Genomic DNA, 21,587 nt, shown 5'->3' on the forward strand with positions numbered 1-21,587 from the left:
CCCACAGGTTCGCGCTCAGCCGATACATCACCGCCCATGCCCCAACCGATCCCTCTCAAGGACCACGAAAAGGAAAAACACCTGGTCAACCGCCGGCTCCTGGCTTGCGCTGCCCTGGTCTTCTGCCTGGTCGCCGTGCTGATCGGCCGTCTCTACGTGCTGCAAGTGCTGCAACACGACCAGCAAAGCGCGGTATCGGAAAACAACCGCGTACACGTCCTGCCCATCGCCCCCGAGCGCGGGCTGATCTACGACCGCAACGGCGTGGTGCTGGCCGACAACAAGCCTAGTTTCGACCTGACCATGACCCGTGAGCGCGCCGGCGACTCGGCCAAGGTGCTCGATACCCTGACCCAGGTTCTGGGTTTGGGCGAGGAGGACCGCAAGCAGTTCGACAAGGACCTGCGCCGTGGACGCAAGCCGTTTGAACCGGTCACCCTGATGGTTGGCCTGACCGAGGAGCAGATCGCCGTGGTAGCGGTCAACCAGTTCCGCCTGCCGGGCCTGGATGTAGAACCGCAGTTCATCCGTGAATACCCGCTTGCCGAGCACTTCGCCCATTCGGTCGGCTATGTCGGGCGGATCAACGAAAAGGAAGCCAAGACCCTCGACAGCACCGAGTATCGCGGCACCCAATCGATCGGCAAGACCGGTATCGAACACTTCTACGAAAGCCGGCTGCACGGCCACGTCGGCTACGAGGAGGTCGAGACCAATGCCCAGGGCCGGGTGATGCGCGTGCTCAAGCATCAGGCCCCTACCCCGGGCGAAGACATTGTGCTGAGCCTCGACGCCCACCTGCAAGTGGCTGCAGAAAAAGCCTTGGGCGACCGCCGTGGGGCGGTGGTGGTGCTCGACCCGGCCAACGGCGACGTGCTGGCGATGGTCAGCAATCCCAGTTTCGATCCCAACCTGTTCGTCAAGGGCATCAGCTTCAAACAGTACGCTGCCCTGCGCGATTCCATCGACCGGCCGCTGTTCAACCGCGTGCTGCGCGGGCTGTATGCACCGGGGTCGACGGTCAAGCCGGAAGTGGCCATCGCCGGCCTCGACAGTGGCGTGATCACCCCCGGCAGCCGGGTTTTCGACCCCGGGTACTACGAGCTGCCCAACTACGAGCACAAGTACAGGAACTGGAACCGCAGCGGCGATGGCTGGGTGGACATGTACACCGCCATCATGCGCTCCAACGACACCTACTTCTACGACCTGGCGCACAAGCTCGGCATCGACCGCCTGCACGACTACATGGCCGAGTTCGGCCTTGGCCAGAAGGTCTCGCTGGACATGAACGAAGAGGCTTCGGGGTTGATGCCGTCTGCCCAATGGAAACGCGCCACCCGCCGCCAGGCCTGGTACCCCGGCGAAACGCTGATCCTGGGCATCGGCCAGGGCTACATGCAGGTCACCCCGCTACAACTGGCCCAGGCCACCAGCCTTCTGGCCAGCAAGGGCGTATGGCACCGCCCGCACCTGGCCTTGACCGTGGGTGGCGAAACACCGGTCGACCCGAACCCGATGCCCGATATCGTGCTGCACGACCGGCACGCCTGGGACCAGGTCAGCCAGGGCATGCAGATGGTCATGCACGACCCGCGCGGCATTGCCCGCGCCGCCGCCGCCGGCGCCCAGTACCGCATCGCCGGCAAGAGCGGCACGGCGCAAGTTGTGGCGATCAAGCAGGGTGAGCGCTACAACCGCAACAAGACCCTCGAGCGCCACCGTGACAACGCCCTGTTCGTCGGCTTTGCACCTGCCGAGCACCCGAGTGTGGTGGTGGCTGTGATGATCGAGAATGGCGAGGCCGGTGGCCGGGTGGCCGGGCCGGTGGTGCGCGAGGTGATGGATGCGTACCTGCTGGATGAACAAGGGCACCTGAAACCGCAGTATGCCGGTGGTGCAGTCTCCAAGCAGGTCCCGCACACCTGAGGCTGCCCGGCAGCTCATCGCTGGCACGCGCATAGTCACATTTCGGTCACCCTACCGTCGTAATCTGCCGGGCAACTCTGTGCCAAAGGTCGCCCGGCATGCTCCGTCTGTTGCTCTTGCTGCTTCCCCTGCTCCCCCTGACGGCCGTGGCCGAGCCTGTGCACCTGCGCGTACAAGGTTCCAACACCATCGGCGCGGCCCTGCTGCCTGCGCTGGTGCAGGGGCATCTGTGGGCGCAACAGGCAACGGCGATCGAGCAACGGCCAGGCGCTGTGGCCAACGAGACCGTGATAACCGCCGTTGATGCCCAGGGCCAGCCTCTGCGCATCGACATCGCGGCGCACGGCTCGAGTACCGGCTTTATCGCGCTTGGCCATGGCGAGGCCGACCTGGCCGCAGCGTCTCGTCCCATCAACGATACCGAGGTGCGCCAGCTCAAGGCGCTGGGTGACTTGCGTGCAGCCGGTGCCGAGCAAGTGATCGGTCTGGATGGTGTTGCAGTGTTCGTCCACCCCGACAATCCCCTGCCACAGCTCACCACCGAACAATTGGCACACATCTTCTCGGGGCGGATCCAGTATTGGGAGCAACTGGGCTTGGCAGGCGGCCCGATACACCTCTATGCACGCGACGACCGCTCCGGTACCTTCGAGACCTTCAAGGCACTGGTGCTGGAACCGCACCGGAGTGAACTGGCCCGACAGGCGCAGCGTTTCGAATCCAGTGATGAGTTGGCCGATCGGGTACGTGCAGATCGCCGGGCCATCGGGTTCAGCAGCCTGGCAGCGGTGCACGGAGCCAAGGTGCTGGCGATCGCCGAAGGCGATGCGCCAGCCATGCTGCCGGACCGCCCGCTGGTGGCGAGCGAGGATTACCCCCTATCACGCCGGCTGTACTTCTATTTGCCCGCCAACGCCAAACCCCAGGCCAGGGCCTTGGCAGAATTCGCCCAAAGCCCTGCCGGCCAGGCCATCGTCGCCGAGCAAGGTTTCGTCTCACAGCAGATCAAGTCCCTGGCCGTACCGGCGCAGGTCGACATGCCGCCGCGCTATCGCAATCTGGCACAAAATGCACAGCGCCTGAGCGTCAACTTCCGCTTCCAGGAAGGCAGTGCCAGCCTCGACAACAAGGCTCTGCGTGATATACAGCGCGTCGCCGACTACCTGCGCCAGGCCGGCAAGCTGCAAAACAAGGCGGTGCTGGTCGGCTTTGGCGACCCCAAAGAAACACCGGGCCGCGCCGCCCTGCTCTCGCGCTTGCGCGCGCAGGCGGTACGCCGTGAACTGGCGCGCGATGGCGTCGAAGTGCTGGAGGTTACCGGCATGGGCGACGAGTTGCCGGTTGCGGGTAACGAGCTGGAACAGGGGCGCTTGCGTAACCGCCGGGTGGAGGTTTGGGTGTACTGAGGCAGGCAGCCGCGCACAGGCTCAGGCAAAAATTTGTAACAGCGCGCCATTCGGCATCACGGGGAAATGGGTCTAGGCTCAAAACCATGTGATACCGGGCCCCTCTGACGGCTACCGCGCCGCCATGTCGGATCACTGTTGCCATGCAACGTCGACAATCAAGGAGGGGCTCATGACAGCTCTACACACATTCCTCACAACGCCATTCCTCGGTACCAGCACATGGTTGTGGCTGGTGTTCATGGCCATCGTCATCGGCCTGCTGGTACTCGACCTGGGCGTGCTGCACCGCAAAGAACGCGAAATCGAAATGCGCGAAAGCCTGCTGCTGTACTCGGGCTATTTCAGCGTGGGCGTGCTGTTCGGCGCGTGGGTCTGGTACCAACTGGGCGCGCAGTCGGCGCTTGAGTTCTACACCGGCTTTTTGGTCGAACAGTCCTTGTCGATGGACAACGTATTCGTCATGGCGATGATTTTCGGTTTCTTCGCCATCCCCCGTCGCTACCAGCATCGGGTGCTGTTCTGGGGCATCCTGGGGGTGGTGTTCCTGCGTGCGATCATGATCGGCGTGGGCGCAACACTGGTACAGAACTTTGAATGGGTGCTGTACATCTTCGGGGCATTCCTGCTGTTTACCGGGGTAAAAATGGCGTTTTCGAAAGAAGACAGCCACCCCGACCTGGCCAACAACCCGGTGCTCAAGTTCGTCAGGCGGCACATGCGCGTGACTGACCAGATTCATGGTTCACACTTCTTCGTGCGCCTCACCCCGCCAGGCGAAAACAAGGCATTGCGCTATGCCACACCGCTGTTCCTGGCGCTGGTGCTGATCGAACTGGCCGACCTGGTGTTTGCCGTCGACAGCGTGCCTGCAATCTTCGCCATCACGCAGGATCCATTCATTGTTTACACCTCGAACATCTTTGCCATTCTCGGTTTGCGTTCACTGTACTTTGCCTTGTCGGCATTGATGCACCGCTTCGTTTACCTCAAGTACGCGTTGGCGCTGGTGCTGATTTTCATCGGCTGCAAGATCTTCTACCACGGCATGGTGGGCAAGGTGCCAGCACTGCTGTCGCTGGGCGTGACGTTCGGGTTGTTGCTCGGTGGGGTGGTGGTGTCGCTGATCAAGACGCGTGGGGAGAAAGCGGTCGTAGGTGAAGCCCAAGTGGAACAGCCCCCATCCGCGCAGACCAAGAGCGCCAAAAAGGAAGAAGACCCGCAATTGCGGGTCTGACCTTCCCTCTACCTGAAGTTTTGCTGACAAAGTACTCAAAAACAGTTCGTCGAGCGCGCCCTCACCGCCCGCTACGCAACATATCCACCGGCACATACTTGCCGATCTCATACTTGCCAATCGCCGCCCGGTGCACCTCATCGGGCCCGTCAGCCAGGCGCAAGGTACGCTGCATCGCGTACATGTACGCCAGCGGGAAATCCCCGCTCACCCCTGCCCCACCATGGAGCTGAATCGCACGGTCGATCACTTTCAATGCGACATTCGGCGCTACCACCTTGATCTGTGCGATCTCGCTTCGCGCCACCTTGTTGCCGACCGTGTCCATCATGTACGCCGCCTTCAGGGTCAATAGCCGCGCCATGTCGATTTCCATGCGTGAGTCGGCGATCTTGTCGACGTTGCCGCCCAGCCGTGCCAGCGGCCGGCCGAACGCTGTGCGCTCGACGGAGCGCCTGCACATCAGCTCCAGCGCCCGCTCGGCCATGCCGACCGACCGCATGCAGTGGTGGATGCGGCCAGGGCCCAGGCGCCCCTGGGCGATCTCGAAGCCGCGGCCCTCACCAAGGATGACGCTGTCATAGGGCACACGCACGTTCTCGAACAGCACCTCGGCGTGGCCGTGGGGGGCGTCGTCGTAGCCGAACACGGGCAACGGCCGAACGATCTTCACCCCCGGTGCATCAGTCGGCACCAGCACCATCGAGTGCTGCTGGTGGCGCGGGCCATCAGGGTTGGACAGGCCCATGAAGATCATCACCTTGCAGCGCGGGTCGCAGGCCCCGGAGGTCCACCACTTGCGGCCGTTGATCACCCACTCATCACCGTCACGCACGGCAGTGGCGGCCATGTTGGTGGCGTCCGAGGAGGCCACGTCCGGTTCGGTCATGGCAAAAGCCGAGCGAATCTCGCCCCGCAGCAGAGGCTCCAGCCATTGGCGCTTCTGCGCCTCGCTGCCATAGCGCACCAACACTTCCATGTTGCCGGTGTCCGGCGCCGAGCAGTTGAAGGGCTCCGGCCCCAGCAGCGAGCGGCCCATGATCTCGGCCAGGGGCGCGTATTCCAGGTTGCTCAGGCCGGCACCGTACTGCGACTCAGGCAAGAACAGGTTCCACAGGCCCTCGGCGCGGGCCTTGGCCTTGAGTTCCTCCATGATTGCGGTGGGTTGCCAGCGGTCACCCTCGGCAACCTGGCGCTCGAACACTGGCTCGGCGGGATAGACATGAGTATCCATGAACGCGGTGACGCGCTCGCGCAGTGCCTGGACCTTGGGTGAATAGGCGAAATCCATCGGGGCTACCTTCACGGTTCGAAGTACATGGGCAGAGCCTAGAGCAGCACGCCTCAATCCACCTAGTCTATTTTCTGCGTGTATAAACATTCATAACCGATATATGATCGGCCGATAATTCCAACAAAGAGCGGCGCCCATGAACCTCAGCAAGGTCGACCTGAACCTGTTCATCGTCTTCGATGCCATTTATACCGAAGCCAACCTGACCCGCGCCGGGCAGATCGTCGGTATTACCCAGCCTGCGGTGTCAAACGCGCTATCGCGCCTGCGCGAAACCTTCAACGACCCGCTTTTCGTGCGCACCGCCCAGGGCATGGTGCCCACCCCCATGGCGCAGAACATCATCGGCCCGGTGCGCAACGCCTTGGCGCTGCTGCGTACCTCGGTGCAGGAAAGCCGCATCTTCAACCCGCAGCAGGCCAACAAGACCTTCCGCATCAGCATGACCGACCTTACCGAAGCGGTGATCCTGCCCCCGCTGTTCCAGCGCCTGCGCCGCCTGGCGCCTGCGGTGCTGATCGAGAGTTTCCTGTGCAAGCGTCGCGAAACAACCAAGGAACTGGCCGCCGGGCGCCTGGACTTTGCCGTCGATGCGCCGCTCAATACCGACCCGCAAGTGCGCCACGTCAAGCTGATGCAGGACCGCTATGTCTGCGCCCTGCGCCAGGGTCATCCGCTGGCCGACGCCAGACTCACCCTCGACAGCTACCTGAGCATGACCCATATCCATATTTCCAGCCGTCGAAACGGCCTGGGCTATGTCGACCTGGCGCTGGGCAAGATGGGCGTGCAGCGCAAAGTCGCCCTGCGCTCGCAGCACTACCTGATGGCTTCGCAAGTACTGCAACAGACCGACATGGCGATGACAGTGCCAGAACGTTTTGCTCGTCGCCATCAATTGCGCTACCAGCCTCTGCCGGTGGAAGTGCCTGCGCTTGAGACGCACCTGTACTGGCACGAAAGCACCGATCAGGATCCGGCCAACCGCTGGATGCGCGAGCAGATCATCGAGTTGTGCCAACGGGTGGTGGCGGAAGAAGAACGGGCGCTGGAACCCGTGTAACCCTCAGTTCTAAATTTTAAAGATCCTACGATAAACCGTATTTGGAGAATTTTTTTCTACAAAAACTGGCAAATCATGGAATCAAGGGCAAAATTTTTCGCATCGCCGAGGGTACGCTTGCTGTCAGGATCGCCGAACCCGCGGCGACAGCTACGGACCTACCGCCATGCCCAGCGCCCCACTCTATTTCGACTATGCCGCCACCACACCGGTAGACGAGCGCGTCATCGAAACCATGCTCACCTGCCTCGGCCGCCAGGTGAACTTCGGCAACCCCGCCTCCTCCGGTCACGCATACGGCCAGAGCGCCCGCGAAGCCGTGGAACAGGCTCGCCAGCAAGTGGCCGACTGTGTCGGGGCGAGCGCTGAAGACCTGGTCTGGACATCGGGCGCCACCGAGTCCAACAACCTTGCGCTCAAAGGCACCGCGCAGGGCATCGGGCAGCCGGGCCACCTGATTACCAGCCAGCTTGAGCACAAGGCCGTGCTCGATACCGTCAGCGAACTGGAGCGCCAGGGCTGGGCAGTCACCCGCCTGGCACCAGACGCTGCAGGCCTGATTCAGCCCTATGACGTACAAGCGGCCCTGCGCGAAGATACCCGCCTGGTCTCGCTGATGGCAGTCAACAACGAACTGGGCACCGTCACCGATTTCGCTGCCATTGGCGAGCGCGTGCGTGCCCATGGCGCCCTGCTGCACGTGGATGCGGCCCAGGCGGTGGGCAAGCTGGCCATCGATTTGCGGGCGATGGCGGTAGACCTGATGTCGTTTTCTGCCCACAAAGTCTATGGACCAAAAGGCATCGGCGCGTTGTATGTCGGGGCTCGCGCACGCGCCTTGATGCGTGCGCAAGTTCACGGTGGTGGGCATGAGCGCGGGCTGCGCTCAGGCACCCTGCCTACCCATCAGATCGTTGGCATGGGCAGCGCCTTCGCCCTGGCCGGCCAACCTGGCGACAGCGAGCATCAGCGCATCGGGCACCTCGCCAGGCGGCTGCGCGACGGGCTACTGGCGCTGCCAGGGGTCAGTCTCAACGGCTGCGCCAGCCAGCGCATAGCGCATACCTTGAACCTGTGTATCGAGGCCCCGGGCTTCAACAGCATGGCGCTGGCCAGTGAGCTGGCGCTGTCGACCACCTCGGCGTGCAATTCGGCGAGCCCCGCGCCGTCGCATGTGCTGCTGGCGTTGGGGCTGGATGAGGCGCAGGCGCGCAAAAGCGTGCGCCTGAGCGTCGGGCGGTTTACCAGCGAAGCCGAGGTAGACAAAGCGATTGAGGTGTTCGAACGCACAGTTGCGGGGGCTTCGCTGGCCTTGTGGTGAACCTGGGCTTTACCGTTTGCTGAACCGCCCTCTTCGCGGGTTTGTTCGCGAAGAGGACGGGGTCGACAACGCCTGCCTCAAAGGAAGGTAAATACCTTCGAAACCGGCAAGCGCGACTTGTTCAGCCCGGCATTGAAGTCCGACTCGCTACGGTAACCCAGGCTCAGCACCACCACGCTGGTGTAACCCTGCTCACGCAGGCCCAGTTCGGCATCCATGATCTTGCTGTCGAAACCTTCGATCGGCGTCGCGTCCAGGCCATGGGCGGCAGCGCCGAGCAATGCAGTGCCCAGGGCCAGGTAGGTCTGTTTCTCCATCCAGTGCTGCAGGTCTTTCTGATCGTAGCGGTGCAGGTTCACATAATGGCGACGGCTCTGGTTCTGGCCAGCACGGGCCTGATCATCGCGAAAACGTCCGTCAGCCGCCTCCTGGTCGAGCACGGCGTCCAGGTGTGCTTCAGTCATGTCGGTGCGGGTGCAGAACACGATCACATGGGAAGCATCGAGGATCTTCGGCGTGTTGTAGGCAAAACCGTCCAGCGTGCTCTTGGCCAGACGTGCCTTGCCCTCTGCGCTGTCGGCCACGATGAAGTGCCATGGCTGCGAATTGACCGAGGATGGGCTGTGGCGCAGCTGCTCGAGCAAGGCGTCGATGGTGGCCTGAGGGATCTTGCGGGCAGCATCATACGCCTTGGTGGTGTAGCGGCGCTTGGCCAGAGAAACGGTATCCATGTTGCAACTCCTTAAGCGGAACAAACGTGTGGCGCATATTATCTTTCCTGCAAACCAGAGAAAGCAGCAAAATGCAGCAACACTTTCACCCAAGGAGTGAAAATGCTCCGCATCACCGACCTCGAACTGTTCGTGCGCAGCAGCGCACTGGGCAGTTTCACCGCCGCGGCCCACGAGGCAGACCTGCTGCCCGGCCAGGTCGCAGCCGCCATCAAACGCCTGGAGCGCGACCTCGACGTGCGTCTGTTCGCACGTACCACCCGCAGCCTGCGCCTGACCGCCGAGGGTGAGCTGTACCTGCCCACCGCGCTCAGCGTGCTGCAGAGCCTGCGCCAGGGCCGCGATAACCTGCACGGCGCCCACAGCACCCTGCGTGGTGTGCTGCAGGTGTCGGCGCCCTCTGACCTTGGCCGCAACATCCTGCTGCCGTGGTTGAGTGATTTCCGCCGCGAACATCCTGAGTTGACCCTGCGGTTGCACCTGTCCGACCACGTTGCCGACCTGTTCCGCGACCCGGTAGACGTGGCCATACGCTATGGCCTGAACGAAGAAGCCAACTACATCGCCCTGCCCCTGGCCCCCTGGAATCGTCGCGTGCTGGTGGCCTCGCCGGCCTACCTGGCGCGTCATGGGCGGCCGCAGGCGCTGGATGACTTGCAGCAGCACGCATGCCTGCTTTACCTGCAACAGGGGCGCACCTACGACAAGTGGCGGCTGGGCAACCGCACCGTGCAGGTGAGTGGCCCGCTGTTCAGCGACGATGCCGATGTGGTGCGGCGCTGGGCGGTGCTCGGCGAGGGCATTGCCTACAAGTCGTGGCTGGATGTCAGCGCAAATGTGGCGACTGGCGAGCTGGAAGTGCTGCTGCCGGAACACCCGGGCGAGCTGAGCCCGGTAACCTTGGTATGCCCACACCGCAAACAGCTGTCTCCTGCGGTATCGCAGTTGCACTTGTGGCTGCGGGAGCGTTTCGCGGCACAGCAGCCGCACTGAAGCCGGCTGTGCACAATTGTTCTAAACCCAGGCAGGGTTCTGCGTTAAGGTGAACTGCCCTACCCTCTGCAGCCTCGCCGCCATGCCCGACTGGATCGACCTCAAGCAAGACGCCGACACTGGCATCGAGTCGGTGCGTGCGCATTTCGTTGGCCACGCCTACGACCCGCACTGGCATGAGAGCTTTCTGGTCGGGGTCACCGAGCAGGGTGTGCAGCAGTTCAATTGCCGCCGTACACGCCATCACAGCACACCCGGGCAGGTGTTCCTGCTCGAGCCTGGCGACATTCACGACGGCGATGCGCCAACGGCGGAAGGCTTTACCTATTCGACCCTGTACCTGGAGCCGACATGGCTGGAGGCCGAGCTGCGCGTGCTGTTCGAGCAAGCGCCCAATGACAGCCTGCCAAGCTTCGCCGATACGCTGTGCGATGATCGCCAGCTTGCCCGCGCCACCACCCTCGCCTTTCAGGCGGTGCACGGTCGGGAAATGCGCATCGTGCGGCAAACCGCCACCGATGACCTGCTCAGTTGCCTCACCGCCCACCTACACTGGCGCAAACGCCTGAACCCCGATCCGCGCCTGCCGCTGACTGCGCAGCGGGCGCGCGACTACCTGCATGCCCACCTCGACCAGGACATCGGCCTCGACGACATGGCACAGGCCTGCGGCGTGGACCGCTTCCGCCTGACCCGTGCGTTCAAGGCCGCCTTCGGCCTGGCGCCGCACGCCTATCTGATCCAGCTGCGCCTGGCCCGTGCCCGGCGTTTGCTTGCCCAAGGTCAGACACCGAGCGAAGTGGCCATGGCGCTCGGCTTTGCTGACCAGAGCCACCTGGGGCGCTGGTTCCGCCGTGCCTATCGGCTCACCCCAGCGGACTACCGGCGCCGCTGCTCAAACCTTCCAGACTGACACGCAGCAATCGCCGAGCATGGTGCCCTGTTCAACAGGAGCCGTTCACCATGTCGCATTCGTTATTGCCGTTCATGCTATTCGCCCTGGTCGCCAGCATCAGTCCGGGGCCTACCAACCTGCTGATCCTCGCCCATGGCGCACGGCAGGGCCTGCGCGCCAGCGTGGCGCCGATCCTGGCGGGCTGCGGTGCGGCGGCGGCGGTCGTGTTGCTGGTCGGGCTGGGGCTTGGTGACTTGCTGGTGCGTCACCCGCTGGCCCAGCAGGTGATGGGCTGGACCGGAGTGCTGTGGTTGAGCTGGCTGGCATGGCGCATTTTGCGAAGCGCGGGGCAGCCTTTGGATGTCAGCGCAGCCAAGCCTTTCGACGCCCTCAGCGCAGCGGCGCTGCAAGTGGTGAACCCGAAAGTGTGGATGATGGCAGTGGCGGTGATCGGCGTGTTTGCCGCGCCGTCGTTGCCGGTGTGGCAATTGGCACTGGTGTTTTTATTGATCGCCCTGCCGTGCATGACGGCCTGGGCACTGTTGGGGGTAGGCAGTGCGCGCTGGCTGCAGGCGCCGGGGCGGTTGCTATGGTTCAACCGCGGGTTGGCGGGCATGTTGCTGGTGTCAGCCTGGGCTGCGCTGCTTGGCTGAGTTGAAGGTGGGCTGTACCGGCCCTGTCGGCATTAGCCGACGATGGGGCCGGTAACGTCGATCAATGACTCAGGGCCTCGCGAAAGCGCCGGGTACTGGCCATGGCCAGCAGCAAGCCGACCACCGCCACACTGCCGCCGGCCCATCCGATAGAGGCCACCCCCAGCTGGCTGCTGACGATACTGCCCAGCAGCGCCCCACCGCCAATGCCGATGTTATAGATGCCAGAAAACAGAGCCATCGCCACGTCCGTGGCATCGGACGCCAGCTTCAGGGTCTTGGACTGCAGCGACAGGCTGAAGCTCAGGATCGCAATGCCCCAGAACATGCTCAGCCCGGCAAACAGATAGAAGTTGCCCGCCAGCGGCAACAGCAGCAGCAGGCAAGCCGCCAGCAAGCCGATCGAGCCTACCAGCAGGCCATGCGGAAAGCGGTCACTGTAGCGACTGAACAGCACCGAGCCAAACACCCCTGCACCGCCGAACAGCAGCAGCAACAACGTGATGCGCTCACCACTGATCTGTGCCACCTGCAGGGCAAACGGCTCAATGTAGCTGTACGCCGTGAATTGCGCAGTGATCACCAGGGTCACCAGCACATACGTGATCACCAGTGCAGGGCGTTTGAACAGGATCGGCAAGCTGCGCAGCGAACCGGAGTTCTGGCTGGGCAGCAGCGGCAGCGATTTCATCAGGCAAAGCATGGTGGCCAGCGCCACCCCGGCAATGCTGAGGAAGGTGACCCGCCAGCCCAGCGCCTCGCCCACCACGCGCCCCAGCGGGATGCCCAGGACCATTGCCAGGGTCGTACCGGTAGCCAGCAAGCCCAACGCCTTGGCCTGCTGGCCTGGCGGCGCCACACGCACCGCCAGCGAGGCGGTGATGGACCAGAACACGGCATGCGCCAGGGCGATGCCGATGCGGCTCAGCAGCAGCATGGCAAAACTTTGCGACAGCCACGACAGCAGGTGGCTGACCACGAACACCAGGAACACGAACAACAGCAGGCGCCGACGCTCGATGTTGCGCGTGAGCAGCATCATCGGCAGCGAGGCCAAGGCAACCACCCAGGCATAGATGGTCAGCATCAGGCCGACCTGAGCGGTGCTCATGTCGAAACTGCGGCCGATGTCGCTGAGCAGCGCCACCGGGACGAACTCAGTGGTGTTGAAGATGAAGGCCGCGAGGGCCAGGGCGATCACACTCAGCCAGCTGCCGCCACCGGTGGTTGGCGCAAGGTTGGTGGGGACAGGTCCGTTCATGGGGCGAATTCTATTCTCCGCAGGCAAGGCGAAAGGACGCGCGTCAGGGGCCAAGTATCGGCCGCGCTGAGGCACGGGTTTGTTATTGGAGGGAATGCCGGCATGGTACGCGTCAACAGCGCGCCTCACAACCAGACGCGCAGACGCACACAGGGAAATGGGCGCCGCCCCCCAGACCAGATCGCCCGTATGGTCTGGAGGCAACGCCCGGCTGGGAAGGGTCAGCCCTGCAGCGTCGCCATGTCGATCACGAAACGGTACTTCACATCACCGGCGATCATGCGCTCATAAGCCTGGTTGATATTGCGGATATCCAGCATCTCGATATCGCAACGGATATCGTGCTCGGCACAGAAATCCAGCACTTCCTGGGTCTGGGCGATACCGCCAATCAGCGAGCCTGCCAGCACGCGGCGCTTCATCACCAGGTTGGCCGCGTGCAGCGCCGGGTCGATCGGCTCGATCAGGCCCACCAGGATATGCACGCCATCGAACTTCAGGGTCTCCAGGTACGGGTTCAGATCGTGCTGCACCGGAATGGTGTCGAGCAGGAAGTCAAAGCGGCCGGCAGCGGCGCGCATCTGCTCGGCATCGGTGGACACGATCACATGGTCGGCGCCCTGGCGACGGGCTTCCTCGGCCTTGGCCTGCGAGCGGGTGAACAGGGTTACCTCAGCGCCCAAAGCCTTGGCCAGCTTGATACCCATGTGCCCCAGGCCGCCCATGCCGAGGATGCCGACCTTGTGGCCAGGGCCGACGCCATGATGCTTGAGCGGCGAATAGGTGGTGATACCGGCGCAGAGAATCGGCGCCGCGCTGGGCAGGTCCATCCCGGCCGGTATGCGCACCACAAAGTGCTCGCTGACCACGATGCTGCTGGAGTAACCGCCCATGGTGTTACTGCCATCGACCCGGTCCGGGGTGGCGTAGGTCATGGTCGGGCCTTCCAGGCAGTATTGCTCCAGGTCCTTGGCACAGGCCTCGCAGTGGCGGCAGGAATCGACCATGCAACCGACGCCGACCAGGTCACCGACCTTGTGCGCCGATACCTTCTCGCCCACCGCCGTGACGCGGCCGATGATCTCGTGGCCGGGCATCAGCGGGTACACGGCAATGCCCCACTCATTACGGGCCTGATGGATGTCGGAGTGGCAAACGCCACAGTAGAGGATCTCGATGGCGACATCGTCCGGGCGCGGGCTGCGACGCTCGAAGGTCATGGGTGCCAAGGGGCTGGTCGGGGTTTGGGCGGCGTAACCGATAGCAGTGTACATACAAGACCTCAGATGCAAGTGAAACGATTCAGGCGATACATTTTCCGCATCCTCGCCCTCCACAGCCACAGCAGATCCTCCGAGGTGAATGCCTGATTCTCCGAACCTGGCCTGAACCACCTGGCGCCGAGCCTCAAATCTGAGATGATGCAAGTGTCTGATTCTCTGCCCATGGTCCATCATGCAACTGACCCGCCACGTCGACGCCAACGCCACGCTGTGCGCCCTGATACGCAGCCTGGCCACACGCCCAGGCTTCGTGCCCACTCATCTGCCACAGGTCCAGGTTTTGAGCTGGGACCATTACGTGGCCAGCAGCCCGCAGATCTACGAGCCTAGCCTGATGATCCTGGCCCAGGGCAGCAAGCTGGCGCGCCTTGGCCCACGCACCCTGGAGTATGGCGCCGGGCATTACCTCGTGCAGGCGCTGTCGGTGCCGTTCATGTGCGAAACCTTCGCCACCGCCGACGCGCCGTTACTGGGCGTGGCGGTGGACATCGACCGCGGCGTGCTGGGTGAACTGGTACAGAGCATGGCGCTGGCGCCTGACCCAGCAGTGCAGGCGCAGACACCGCAGTCGATGACCTCGGCAGCGCTGGATGCGCCCATGCGCGACTGCGTCGAGCGGCTGTTACGCTGCCTGCAGGATCCGGTAGACGCCAAGGTGCTGGGGCCGGCGCGGGTGCGCGAGGTTCTGTACACCGCACTGCGTGGGCCGCAGGCCGGGGTATTGCGGGCGCTGGTAGAGCAGCAGGGGCACTTCGCCCGAATCGGCGCCGCCCTTGCTCACCTGCGTGAACATTACACTGAGCCGCTGAGCGTCGAGGCATTGGCTGCGCGGGCTAATATGAGCGTGTCGACCTTCCACGAGCACTTCAAACGCTGTACCGACATGGCGCCGATGCAGTACCTCAAGCGCCTGCGGCTGCTCAAGGCGCAACAGATGCTGATCGGCGAAGGCCTTGGCGTGGCTCAGGCGGCGCACCGGGTGGGCTACCAGAGCACCTCGCAGTTCAGCCGCGAGTACAAACGCCAGTTTGCCCGTAGCCCGGGGGATGAGCAGGCCTATCAGAGTTTGCCTGCTTGATCACCCGGAGCCGCTCCCCGGCAACGCAGCCCCGGTCACTGACGCTGGACCATGGCAACGATGGCTGCCTGTAGCTCATCCTTTGCCTGCCCAACCTGCAACTCCCCCGCCGCCGCTGCCTGCGACAATGCATCGGCCGCCCCCACCAGCAAGCGCATCCCGGCAGCACCGATATCACCGTGCGACGTAAATTCGCCCAGAGCAGCCCGACACTTGTCGAGAAATGGCTGCTCGTAAGCCCGCTTGAGCGCCTCCAGTTCTGGTGACCCAGCGAGCGCAGCCGATACCCCTGGCATCTCCCTCCCCTGGCTCATGACACAGTCCACGTAAGCTTCGGCAATTACCCCGGCCCGGTCGCTCAAGGTCGCAGCACAACGCGATAAAGCCTGATCGAGCATCATCGATTGGCGCGCATCGTAATCCTGATACAGCGCAGCCAGCAGCCCGGTGCGCGTCTCGAAATGGTCATACACCACCGGCTTGGTCACACCGGCCTGCTCGGCCAGGCGGCCGAGGCTTAACGCCTCGGTCCCTTCTTCGCGCACCAGTTGCCACGCCTTGTCGAGCAGTTGACGGCGCCGTTGGTCGCGGGACAGGCGCTTACGCGGCCGTTCCTGATCATCACTTGACATAGCATACCTACCAAAAGTAACTTACCAATCGTAACTTACCTTGAGTATATAGCGCTCAAGGCCTCTGCGCACATCTTGTTCAGGAGAAGCTTCATGCAAGCCTTGATCGTCATCGGCCATCACGACCCGCATTCCCTTACCCACGCCCTCGCCGGGCAAATCGCCGAAGGCTTGGCCAGCGCCGGGCACCGCTGCGAATTCGCCGACCTTGCCAGTGAAGGTTTCGACCCACGCTTCAGCATGGCCGACCATGCCGTGCACCGTCGGCTCGCCCCAGCACCAGACGATGTGCTACGCGAACAGGCACGCATCGAACGCGCCGATGCGCTGGTGCTGGTGTACCCGATCTACTGGTGGTCACTGCCAGCCCTGCTCAAAGGCTGGGTAGAGCGAGTGTTCAGCCATGGCTGGGCATTCGAATACGAGGGCGGCACGGTCATCAAGAAACTGCGCGGCATGAACGTGCACCTGGTCGGTGTTGCCGGGGCCGATGCCGGCACTTTCGAGCGTCACGGCTATGGCGACGCGATGCGCGTACAAATCGAGCATGGCATTTTCGATTACTGCGGCGCCAACGTGCTCAGTTCGACTTTGCTGGACGACAGCGAGGGCCCGGCTGCGGCATTGCTTCTGGCCAGTGCCCGACACTTGGGTGAGCAACTGTTCGGAGGTACCCGGGCGCTGTGAACCGGGCTCACGGCGTCAACGGCCACTGCGCCAGCGGCAGGTACTGGCCTTTGCGCGACTCGTAAAGCGCGAAGTACCGGGCGGCGATAAAGAAGTCGGGCGCCACGCTGGCCTCGGGCGCCTGGCCGCGAAAGTCCCGTGACAGGGTCAGGTGCGGCCGGTACTCACGGGCCTGCTCGGCAACGCCCATGGGCAGCAGTGCCTGCTGCAGCCCATAAGCAAGTTGGCGCAGTGCAGCCGGTGCCTGCTGCGGCTCGAGCACCAGCACGTTTGCCCGCGGCCAGACCTTGAGCTGATCGAGCAGCAGGCGCAGGGGGGCGTCAGGGCGCGCCAGGTTGTCTACCGCAGCGCAAATCGCCGGTACCTGCGCTGCATCCACATCGCCTAGAAACATCAGGGTCAGGTGGAAGTTCGCACTGGGCACCGGTTTGCCACTACGCAGCTGGAGGCCACGCCGCCACTGGGCTATCGCACGCTGCTGGGCGTCGGTTACCGGCAGGGCGAAAAACAGCCGTTTGAAGGGGGCGCCACTGAGGCGCGAGTCCTGAACCATGCGTGCTCCTTTACCTTAAACGTTTGCGCAAACCGGGGCCATTACACCTTGGTCGGCCGCAAATCTCGCCAGCCTCGGTACAAACTATCTGTACAAACTCCCCCCATGATTGTTTATGCTGGCGGGCTTATGCCATGGCGCATGGCCATTTTTCGACAAGTAATCGTCCATGAAAATTGCACTCGTACTGATCTTTGCCCTCTCGATCGCCTATGTTCATCTGCGCGGTCGGGTACGCCACAAGCTCACCCGCCAATTGGGTGACCACTCCAGTTTCCTGGCCCCGGTCAACAGCTTCCTTTACCTGTTCTCCAGGCACCCGGCCAAACCCTACCTGCCGGTAGAAGCGTTCCCCGAGCTGCAGCCACTTAAGGATCACTGGCAGGAAATCCGCCAGGAGGCCCAACAGTTGCTGCATGTGGGCGAGATCAAGAAGTCCGATAATTACGACGACGTTGGCTTCAACTCCTTCTTCAAGACCGGCTGGAAGCGCTTTTACCTGAAATGGTACGGCGAAAGCCACCCGTCTGCGATGAACCTGTGCCCGCGCACCACCGAGTTGCTGCAGGGCATCGGCACGGTCAAGGCAGCCATGTTCGCTACCCTGCCGCCGGGCGCCAAGCTGGTGCGCCACCGCGACCCGTATGCCGGCTCCTATCGCTACCACCTGGGCCTGGATACGCCGAACGACGATGGCTGCTACATCGACGTGGATGGCGAGAAGTATTCCTGGCGTGACGGCGAAGCCGTGGTGTTCGACGAGACCTACATCCACTACGCCGCCAATACCACCGAGCACAACCGGATCATTCTGTTCTGCGACATCGAGCGCCCGCTGAAATACCGCTGGGCGACTGCGTTCAACCGCTGGTTCAGCCGCAATGTCATGGCTGCCGCGGCAGCGCCGAATAATGCCAATGACAAGACTGGCGGTATCAACCGCCTGTTCACCCGGATCTACAAGATCCGCGAACGGGGCAAGGCACTGAAAAAACGCAACCGCATGCGCTATTACCTGGAGAAGTGGCTGGTGGTGGCGGCCCTGGTTCTGGTGTTCGTCTATATCTGAGCAGGCCGGGAGCCTTTTGCCGCATGATCCACATCCGCCCCATGACCCCCGAGGACTTCGAGCGTTTCTGGCCCACCTTCCAGGCCGTTGTCCAGGCCCGCGAAACCTACGCCTACGACCCAGCCCTGAGCTTAGAACAGGCACGCCAGCTATGGCTGGAGTTGCCTTTGCACACGCTGGTGGCCGAGCAGGACGGTGAGTTGCTGGGGGCGTACTACCTCAAGGCCAATGCCGCCGGCCCCGGTGCCCATGTGGGCAATTGCGGCTACATGGTCGACGAAGCCGCCCGTGGTCGTGGCGTGGCCAGGCTGATGTGCGAACACTCACAGAAACTGGCGCGCCAGGAAGGCTTCCTGGCGCTGCAGTTCAATTCGGTGGTGGCCAGCAATGAAGCGGCCGTGGCGCTATGGCACAAACTGGGCTTCGAGACCGTCGGCCGCTTGCCCAAGGCTTACCGCCACGCCCGCCTGGGTTTGGTGGACTGCCTGGTGATGTACAAATGGCTGGCCGACGAGCCGGTAGTGGAAAAACCGCCGCTGCTGATTGGCCGCAAGAACATCGAGGCGCGCGTGTCGCGGCGGCGTGGCCGCTAGGCGCGTTGCTACCTTGGTCAGCGCCACTGCATTTGCACTTTTATGCGAACCCATGGCATAGATGCGGGTCAACGCCTGTATGTGACCGTTTGCGCCACTCAAGGAGCCCCTGCATGAGCAAGTCCCCCTACGTCCCGCCCAAGGTCTGGCGTAACGAGTCAGCCTCTGGTGGCCAGTTTGCCAGTATCAACCGCCCGATCGCCGGCCCTACCCACGACAAGGTGCTGCCTGTCGGCAAGCACCCGTTGCAGCTGTACTCGCTGGCAACCCCCAACGGCGTGAAAGTCACCATCCTTCTTGAAGAACTGCTGGCCCTGGGCCATAGCGGCGCCGAGTACGACGCCTGGTTGATCCGCATCGGGGAAGGCGACCAGTTCTCCAGCGGGTTCGTTGAAGTCAACCCCAACTCGAAGATCCCCGCCCTGCTCGACCGCAGCGTTGAGCCAGCGGTACGGGTGTTCGAATCGGGTTCGATCCTGCTGTACCTGGCCGAGAAATTCGCAGCATTCCTGCCCAAGGATCTGCCTGCGCGCACCGAAAGCCTGAACTGGCTGTTCTGGCAGATGGGTTCGGCGCCTTATCTGGGTGGGGGCTTTGGCCACTTTTACGCGTATGCCCCGGAAAAGTTCGAATACGCTATCAACCGTTTCACCATGGAAGCCAAGCGCCAGCTGGATGTGCTTGAGCGGCGCCTTGCGCAAAGCCGCTACCTGGGTGGCGATGAGTACAGCATTGCCGATATCGCCGTATGGCCGTGGTATGGCCAATTGGTGCGCGGTAACCTGTATGACGCAGCAGAGTTCCTTGCCGTGCATGAATACCCGCAGGTGCAGCGCTGGGCCGAAGAAATCGCGCAGCGGCCGGCCGTGCAGCGGGGCACCCGGGTCAACCGCACCTGGGGAGATGAAGCCAGCCAGGTGCCCGAGCGCCATTCGGCGGCGGATCTGGATTAAGCGCGTATGGGCCGCCAGGCGGCCCTTTGCCCAGCAAGCCGGCAGCCGCAGGGCCAGACAATGCCCCGCTGCAAAAATCCATTTGCCCCCGCGCAAACCTGCTTCCGCCCAGCCCTTCTTGTACACTCCTCGCAAAAGCCCCCACCTGCACAAAATTTTGGTGAAAGCATGATCGAGGTAACCGAGGTTTCCATTGCCGAGCTGCGCGACGCGCTCGAAAAGGGCCGCACGACGGCGGTCGAGCTGGTCAAGGCCTACCTGGCGCGCATCGATGCCTACGATGGAGCCGATACCCCCACCGCGCTGAACGCCGTGGTAGTGCGCAATCCAGAGGCGCTCAAGGAGGCCGAGGCCTCAGACGCACGCCGCGCCCGTGGCGAACTGCTCGGCCCGCTGGATGGCATCCCTTACACCGCCAAGGACAGCTACCTGGTCAAGGGCCTGACCGCGGCATCCGGCAGCCCGGCATTCAAAGACCTGGTAGCCCAGCGCGACGCGTTCACCGTCGAGCGCCTGCGCGCCGGCGGCGCCATCTGCCTGGGCAAGACCAACATGCCGCCCATGGCCAACGGTGGCATGCAGCGCGGCGTCTACGGCCGTGCCGAAAGCCCGTACAACGCCAACTACCTGACCGCACCGTTCGCCTCCGGCTCATCCAACGGTGCCGGCACCGCCACCGCTGCCAGCTTCAGCGCCTTCGGCCTGGCCGAGGAAACCTGGTCCAGTGGCCGTGGCCCGGCCTCTAACAACGGCCTGTGCGCCTACACCCCTTCGCGCGGGGTCATTTCGGTACGCGGCAACTGGCCGCTGACACCGACCATGGACGTGGTAGTGCCCTACGCCCGCACCATGGCCGACCTGCTGGAAGTGCTGGATGTGGTAGTTGCCGACGATGCCGACAAGCGTGGCGACCTCTGGCGCCTGCAACCTTGGGTGCCAATCCCGGCCGCCTCTTCGGTACGCCCGGCGTCCTACCTGGACCTGGCGGTTGACGCCAGCGCGCTCAAGGGCAAGCGTTTCGGCGTACCGCGCATGTACATCAACGCCGACCCCGAAGCCGGTACGTCCGAAAAACCTGGCATCGGTGGCCCGACCGGCCAGCGCATCAACACCCGTGCCACGGTCATCGACCTGTGGCAACAGGCACGCCAGGCCTTGGAAGCAGCGGGCGCTGAAGTGGTTGAAGTGGACTTCCCACTGGTCTCCAACTGCGAAGGCGATCGCCCCGGCGCACCGACCGTTTACAACCGCGGTATTGTCAGCAAGGAGTTCCTGCATGACGAGCTGTGGGAACTGTCAGGCTGGGGCTTCGACGATTTCCTGCGCGCCAACAACGACCCCAAGCTCAACCGCCTGGCCGATGTCGACGGCCCGCAGATCTTCCCCCACGACCCAGGCACCCTGCCCAACCGTGAGGACGATCTGGCTGCCGGCATGGATGAGTACGTCAACATGGCCAAACGCGGCCTGAAGCGCTGGGACCAGATCGAAACCCTGCCCGACGGCCTGCGCGGGCTGGAAAAAACCCGCAAGCTGGACCTGGAAGACTGGATGGACGCCCAAGGCCTTGATGCGGTGCTGTTCCCGACCGTGGCCGACGTTGGCCCGGCCGATGCCGACGTGAACCCGGCCTCGGCGGACATCGCATGGAGCAACGGTATCTGGGTAGCCAACGGCAACCTCGCCATCCGCCACCTGGGCGTACCGACCGTCACCGTGCCAATGGGCGTGATGGCTGACATCGGCATGCCGGTGGGGCTGACGTTCGCCGGGCGTGCCTACAGCGACAATGCACTGTTGAGCTTTGCGGCAGCCTTTGAAGCGACCGGCTCACGCCGCATGATCCCGCCGCGTACACCGGCGCTGGGGTGATGGTCGGCTGAAAGGCTGTTGTCTTGCGCACCCTTGAAATCGAGCGCCGCACCGGCGCTCGATTTGCGCAGCACCGCAAGCCGC

The 21,587-nt window shown here is 63.3% G+C and carries 20 protein-coding genes; 14 read left to right on the top strand and 6 right to left on the bottom strand.

Going from position 1 to position 21,587, the window contains the following annotated elements; genetic code table 11:
• Window positions 1-36 precede the first annotated feature (36 nt).
• The 3 genes from mrdA to ACW4TB_RS05495 all read left to right on the top strand — a co-directional run bounded on the left by mrdA (window position 37) and on the right by ACW4TB_RS05495 (window position 4,572).
• The gene (gene mrdA / locus ACW4TB_RS05485) at window positions 37-1,929 is read left to right on the top strand and encodes a penicillin-binding protein 2 (protein WP_279932188.1); all 1,893 of its coding nucleotides are present in this window, start codon (window positions 37-39) and stop codon (window positions 1,927-1,929) included.
• Between the two features lie 98 nt (window positions 1,930-2,027).
• Window positions 2,028-3,335 carry a phosphate ABC transporter substrate-binding/OmpA family protein gene (locus ACW4TB_RS05490; RefSeq protein WP_279932186.1) on the top strand — a complete coding sequence of 436 codons (1,308 nt, stop codon included), beginning with the start codon at window positions 2,028-2,030 and terminating at the stop codon, window positions 3,333-3,335.
• 172 nt (window positions 3,336-3,507) lie between these two features.
• Window positions 3,508-4,572 (top strand): TerC family protein, encoded by a 1,065-nt coding sequence (locus ACW4TB_RS05495; protein WP_279932184.1) that lies wholly within the window; start codon window positions 3,508-3,510, stop codon window positions 4,570-4,572.
• 61 nt (window positions 4,573-4,633) lie between these two features.
• On the opposite strand, the gene ACW4TB_RS05500 is transcribed toward ACW4TB_RS05495, so the two are convergent.
• Complete coding sequence (locus ACW4TB_RS05500; RefSeq protein ID WP_012314910.1) at window positions 4,634-5,863, bottom strand: acyl-CoA dehydrogenase; 1,230 nt, start codon at window positions 5,861-5,863, stop codon at window positions 4,634-4,636.
• A 139-nt stretch (window positions 5,864-6,002) separates the two neighbouring features.
• Here ACW4TB_RS05500 and ACW4TB_RS05505 point away from each other — a divergent pair, with 139 nt between their 5' ends.
• Together ACW4TB_RS05505 and ACW4TB_RS05510 are read left to right on the top strand one after the other, a co-directional pair.
• Window positions 6,003-6,929, top strand: a complete 927-nt coding sequence (locus tag ACW4TB_RS05505; RefSeq protein ID WP_012314911.1) for a LysR family transcriptional regulator — start codon at window positions 6,003-6,005, stop codon at window positions 6,927-6,929.
• A gap of 166 nt (window positions 6,930-7,095) precedes the next feature.
• Window positions 7,096-8,250, top strand: a complete 1,155-nt coding sequence (locus ACW4TB_RS05510; RefSeq protein ID WP_279932180.1) for a cysteine desulfurase family protein — start codon at window positions 7,096-7,098, stop codon at window positions 8,248-8,250.
• Between the two features lie 77 nt (window positions 8,251-8,327).
• Here the strand turns inward: ACW4TB_RS05510 and ACW4TB_RS05515 are convergent, their stop codons facing one another.
• Window positions 8,328-8,981 carry an oxygen-insensitive NAD(P)H-dependent nitroreductase NfsB gene (locus ACW4TB_RS05515; RefSeq protein ID WP_012314913.1) on the bottom strand — a complete coding sequence of 218 codons (654 nt, stop codon included), beginning with the start codon at window positions 8,979-8,981 and terminating at the stop codon, window positions 8,328-8,330.
• Window positions 8,982-9,083: 102 nt separating this feature from the next.
• Between ACW4TB_RS05515 and ACW4TB_RS05520 the strand changes: the two genes are divergently transcribed.
• The 3 genes from ACW4TB_RS05520 to ACW4TB_RS05530 all read left to right on the top strand — a co-directional run bounded on the left by ACW4TB_RS05520 (window position 9,084) and on the right by ACW4TB_RS05530 (window position 11,522).
• Window positions 9,084-9,974 (top strand): LysR family transcriptional regulator, encoded by an 891-nt coding sequence (locus tag ACW4TB_RS05520; RefSeq protein ID WP_012314914.1) that lies wholly within the window; start codon window positions 9,084-9,086, stop codon window positions 9,972-9,974.
• 82 nt (window positions 9,975-10,056) lie between these two features.
• Complete coding sequence (locus ACW4TB_RS05525) at window positions 10,057-10,887, top strand: AraC family transcriptional regulator (RefSeq protein ID WP_279932177.1); 831 nt, start codon at window positions 10,057-10,059, stop codon at window positions 10,885-10,887.
• A 50-nt stretch (window positions 10,888-10,937) separates the two neighbouring features.
• On the top strand, window positions 10,938-11,522 hold the full coding sequence (locus tag ACW4TB_RS05530) for a LysE family translocator (RefSeq protein ID WP_254465992.1): 585 nt from the start codon (window positions 10,938-10,940) through the stop codon (window positions 11,520-11,522).
• 61 nt (window positions 11,523-11,583) lie between these two features.
• On the opposite strand, the gene ACW4TB_RS05535 is transcribed toward ACW4TB_RS05530, so the two are convergent.
• Window positions 11,584-12,783 carry a sugar transporter gene (locus tag ACW4TB_RS05535; RefSeq protein ID WP_254465993.1) on the bottom strand — a complete coding sequence of 400 codons (1,200 nt, stop codon included), beginning with the start codon at window positions 12,781-12,783 and terminating at the stop codon, window positions 11,584-11,586.
• Window positions 12,784-13,004: 221 nt separating this feature from the next.
• Complete coding sequence (calA, locus tag ACW4TB_RS05540) at window positions 13,005-14,057, bottom strand: vanillin reductase (RefSeq protein ID WP_012314918.1); 1,053 nt, start codon at window positions 14,055-14,057, stop codon at window positions 13,005-13,007.
• A gap of 181 nt (window positions 14,058-14,238) precedes the next feature.
• Between calA and ACW4TB_RS05545 the strand changes: the two genes are divergently transcribed.
• On the top strand, window positions 14,239-15,144 hold the full coding sequence (locus tag ACW4TB_RS05545; protein ID WP_012314919.1) for an AraC family transcriptional regulator: 906 nt from the start codon (window positions 14,239-14,241) through the stop codon (window positions 15,142-15,144).
• A gap of 35 nt (window positions 15,145-15,179) precedes the next feature.
• Here ACW4TB_RS05545 and ACW4TB_RS05550 read toward each other — a convergent pair whose 3' ends face one another.
• Window positions 15,180-15,776 (bottom strand): TetR/AcrR family transcriptional regulator, encoded by a 597-nt coding sequence (locus tag ACW4TB_RS05550; RefSeq protein ID WP_012314920.1) that lies wholly within the window; start codon window positions 15,774-15,776, stop codon window positions 15,180-15,182.
• Window positions 15,777-15,869: 93 nt separating this feature from the next.
• Between ACW4TB_RS05550 and ACW4TB_RS05555 the strand changes: the two genes are divergently transcribed.
• Window positions 15,870-16,463, top strand: coding sequence for an NAD(P)H-dependent oxidoreductase (locus ACW4TB_RS05555; RefSeq protein WP_012314921.1), 594 nt, complete (start codon window positions 15,870-15,872; stop codon window positions 16,461-16,463).
• A 7-nt stretch (window positions 16,464-16,470) separates the two neighbouring features.
• Here ACW4TB_RS05555 and thpR read toward each other — a convergent pair whose 3' ends face one another.
• On the bottom strand, window positions 16,471-17,016 hold the full coding sequence (gene thpR / locus ACW4TB_RS05560) for an RNA 2',3'-cyclic phosphodiesterase (RefSeq protein WP_012314922.1): 546 nt from the start codon (window positions 17,014-17,016) through the stop codon (window positions 16,471-16,473).
• A 169-nt stretch (window positions 17,017-17,185) separates the two neighbouring features.
• Between thpR and lpxO the strand changes: the two genes are divergently transcribed.
• From lpxO to ACW4TB_RS05580, 4 genes are all read left to right on the top strand, one after another.
• Window positions 17,186-18,085 (top strand): lipid A hydroxylase LpxO, encoded by a 900-nt coding sequence (gene lpxO / locus ACW4TB_RS05565; protein ID WP_012314923.1) that lies wholly within the window; start codon window positions 17,186-17,188, stop codon window positions 18,083-18,085.
• 23 nt (window positions 18,086-18,108) lie between these two features.
• Entirely contained in the window at window positions 18,109-18,678 is a 570-nt protein-coding gene (locus tag ACW4TB_RS05570; protein WP_012314924.1) for a GNAT family N-acetyltransferase, read from the top strand.
• Between the two features lie 113 nt (window positions 18,679-18,791).
• On the top strand, window positions 18,792-19,631 hold the full coding sequence (gene yghU / locus ACW4TB_RS05575) for a glutathione-dependent disulfide-bond oxidoreductase (protein ID WP_279932169.1): 840 nt from the start codon (window positions 18,792-18,794) through the stop codon (window positions 19,629-19,631).
• A 168-nt stretch (window positions 19,632-19,799) separates the two neighbouring features.
• The gene (locus ACW4TB_RS05580; protein WP_012314926.1) at window positions 19,800-21,503 is read left to right on the top strand and encodes an amidase; all 1,704 of its coding nucleotides are present in this window, start codon (window positions 19,800-19,802) and stop codon (window positions 21,501-21,503) included.
• Window positions 21,504-21,587 lie beyond the last annotated feature (84 nt).

Source organism: Lelliottia jeotgali (assembly GCF_977070485.1).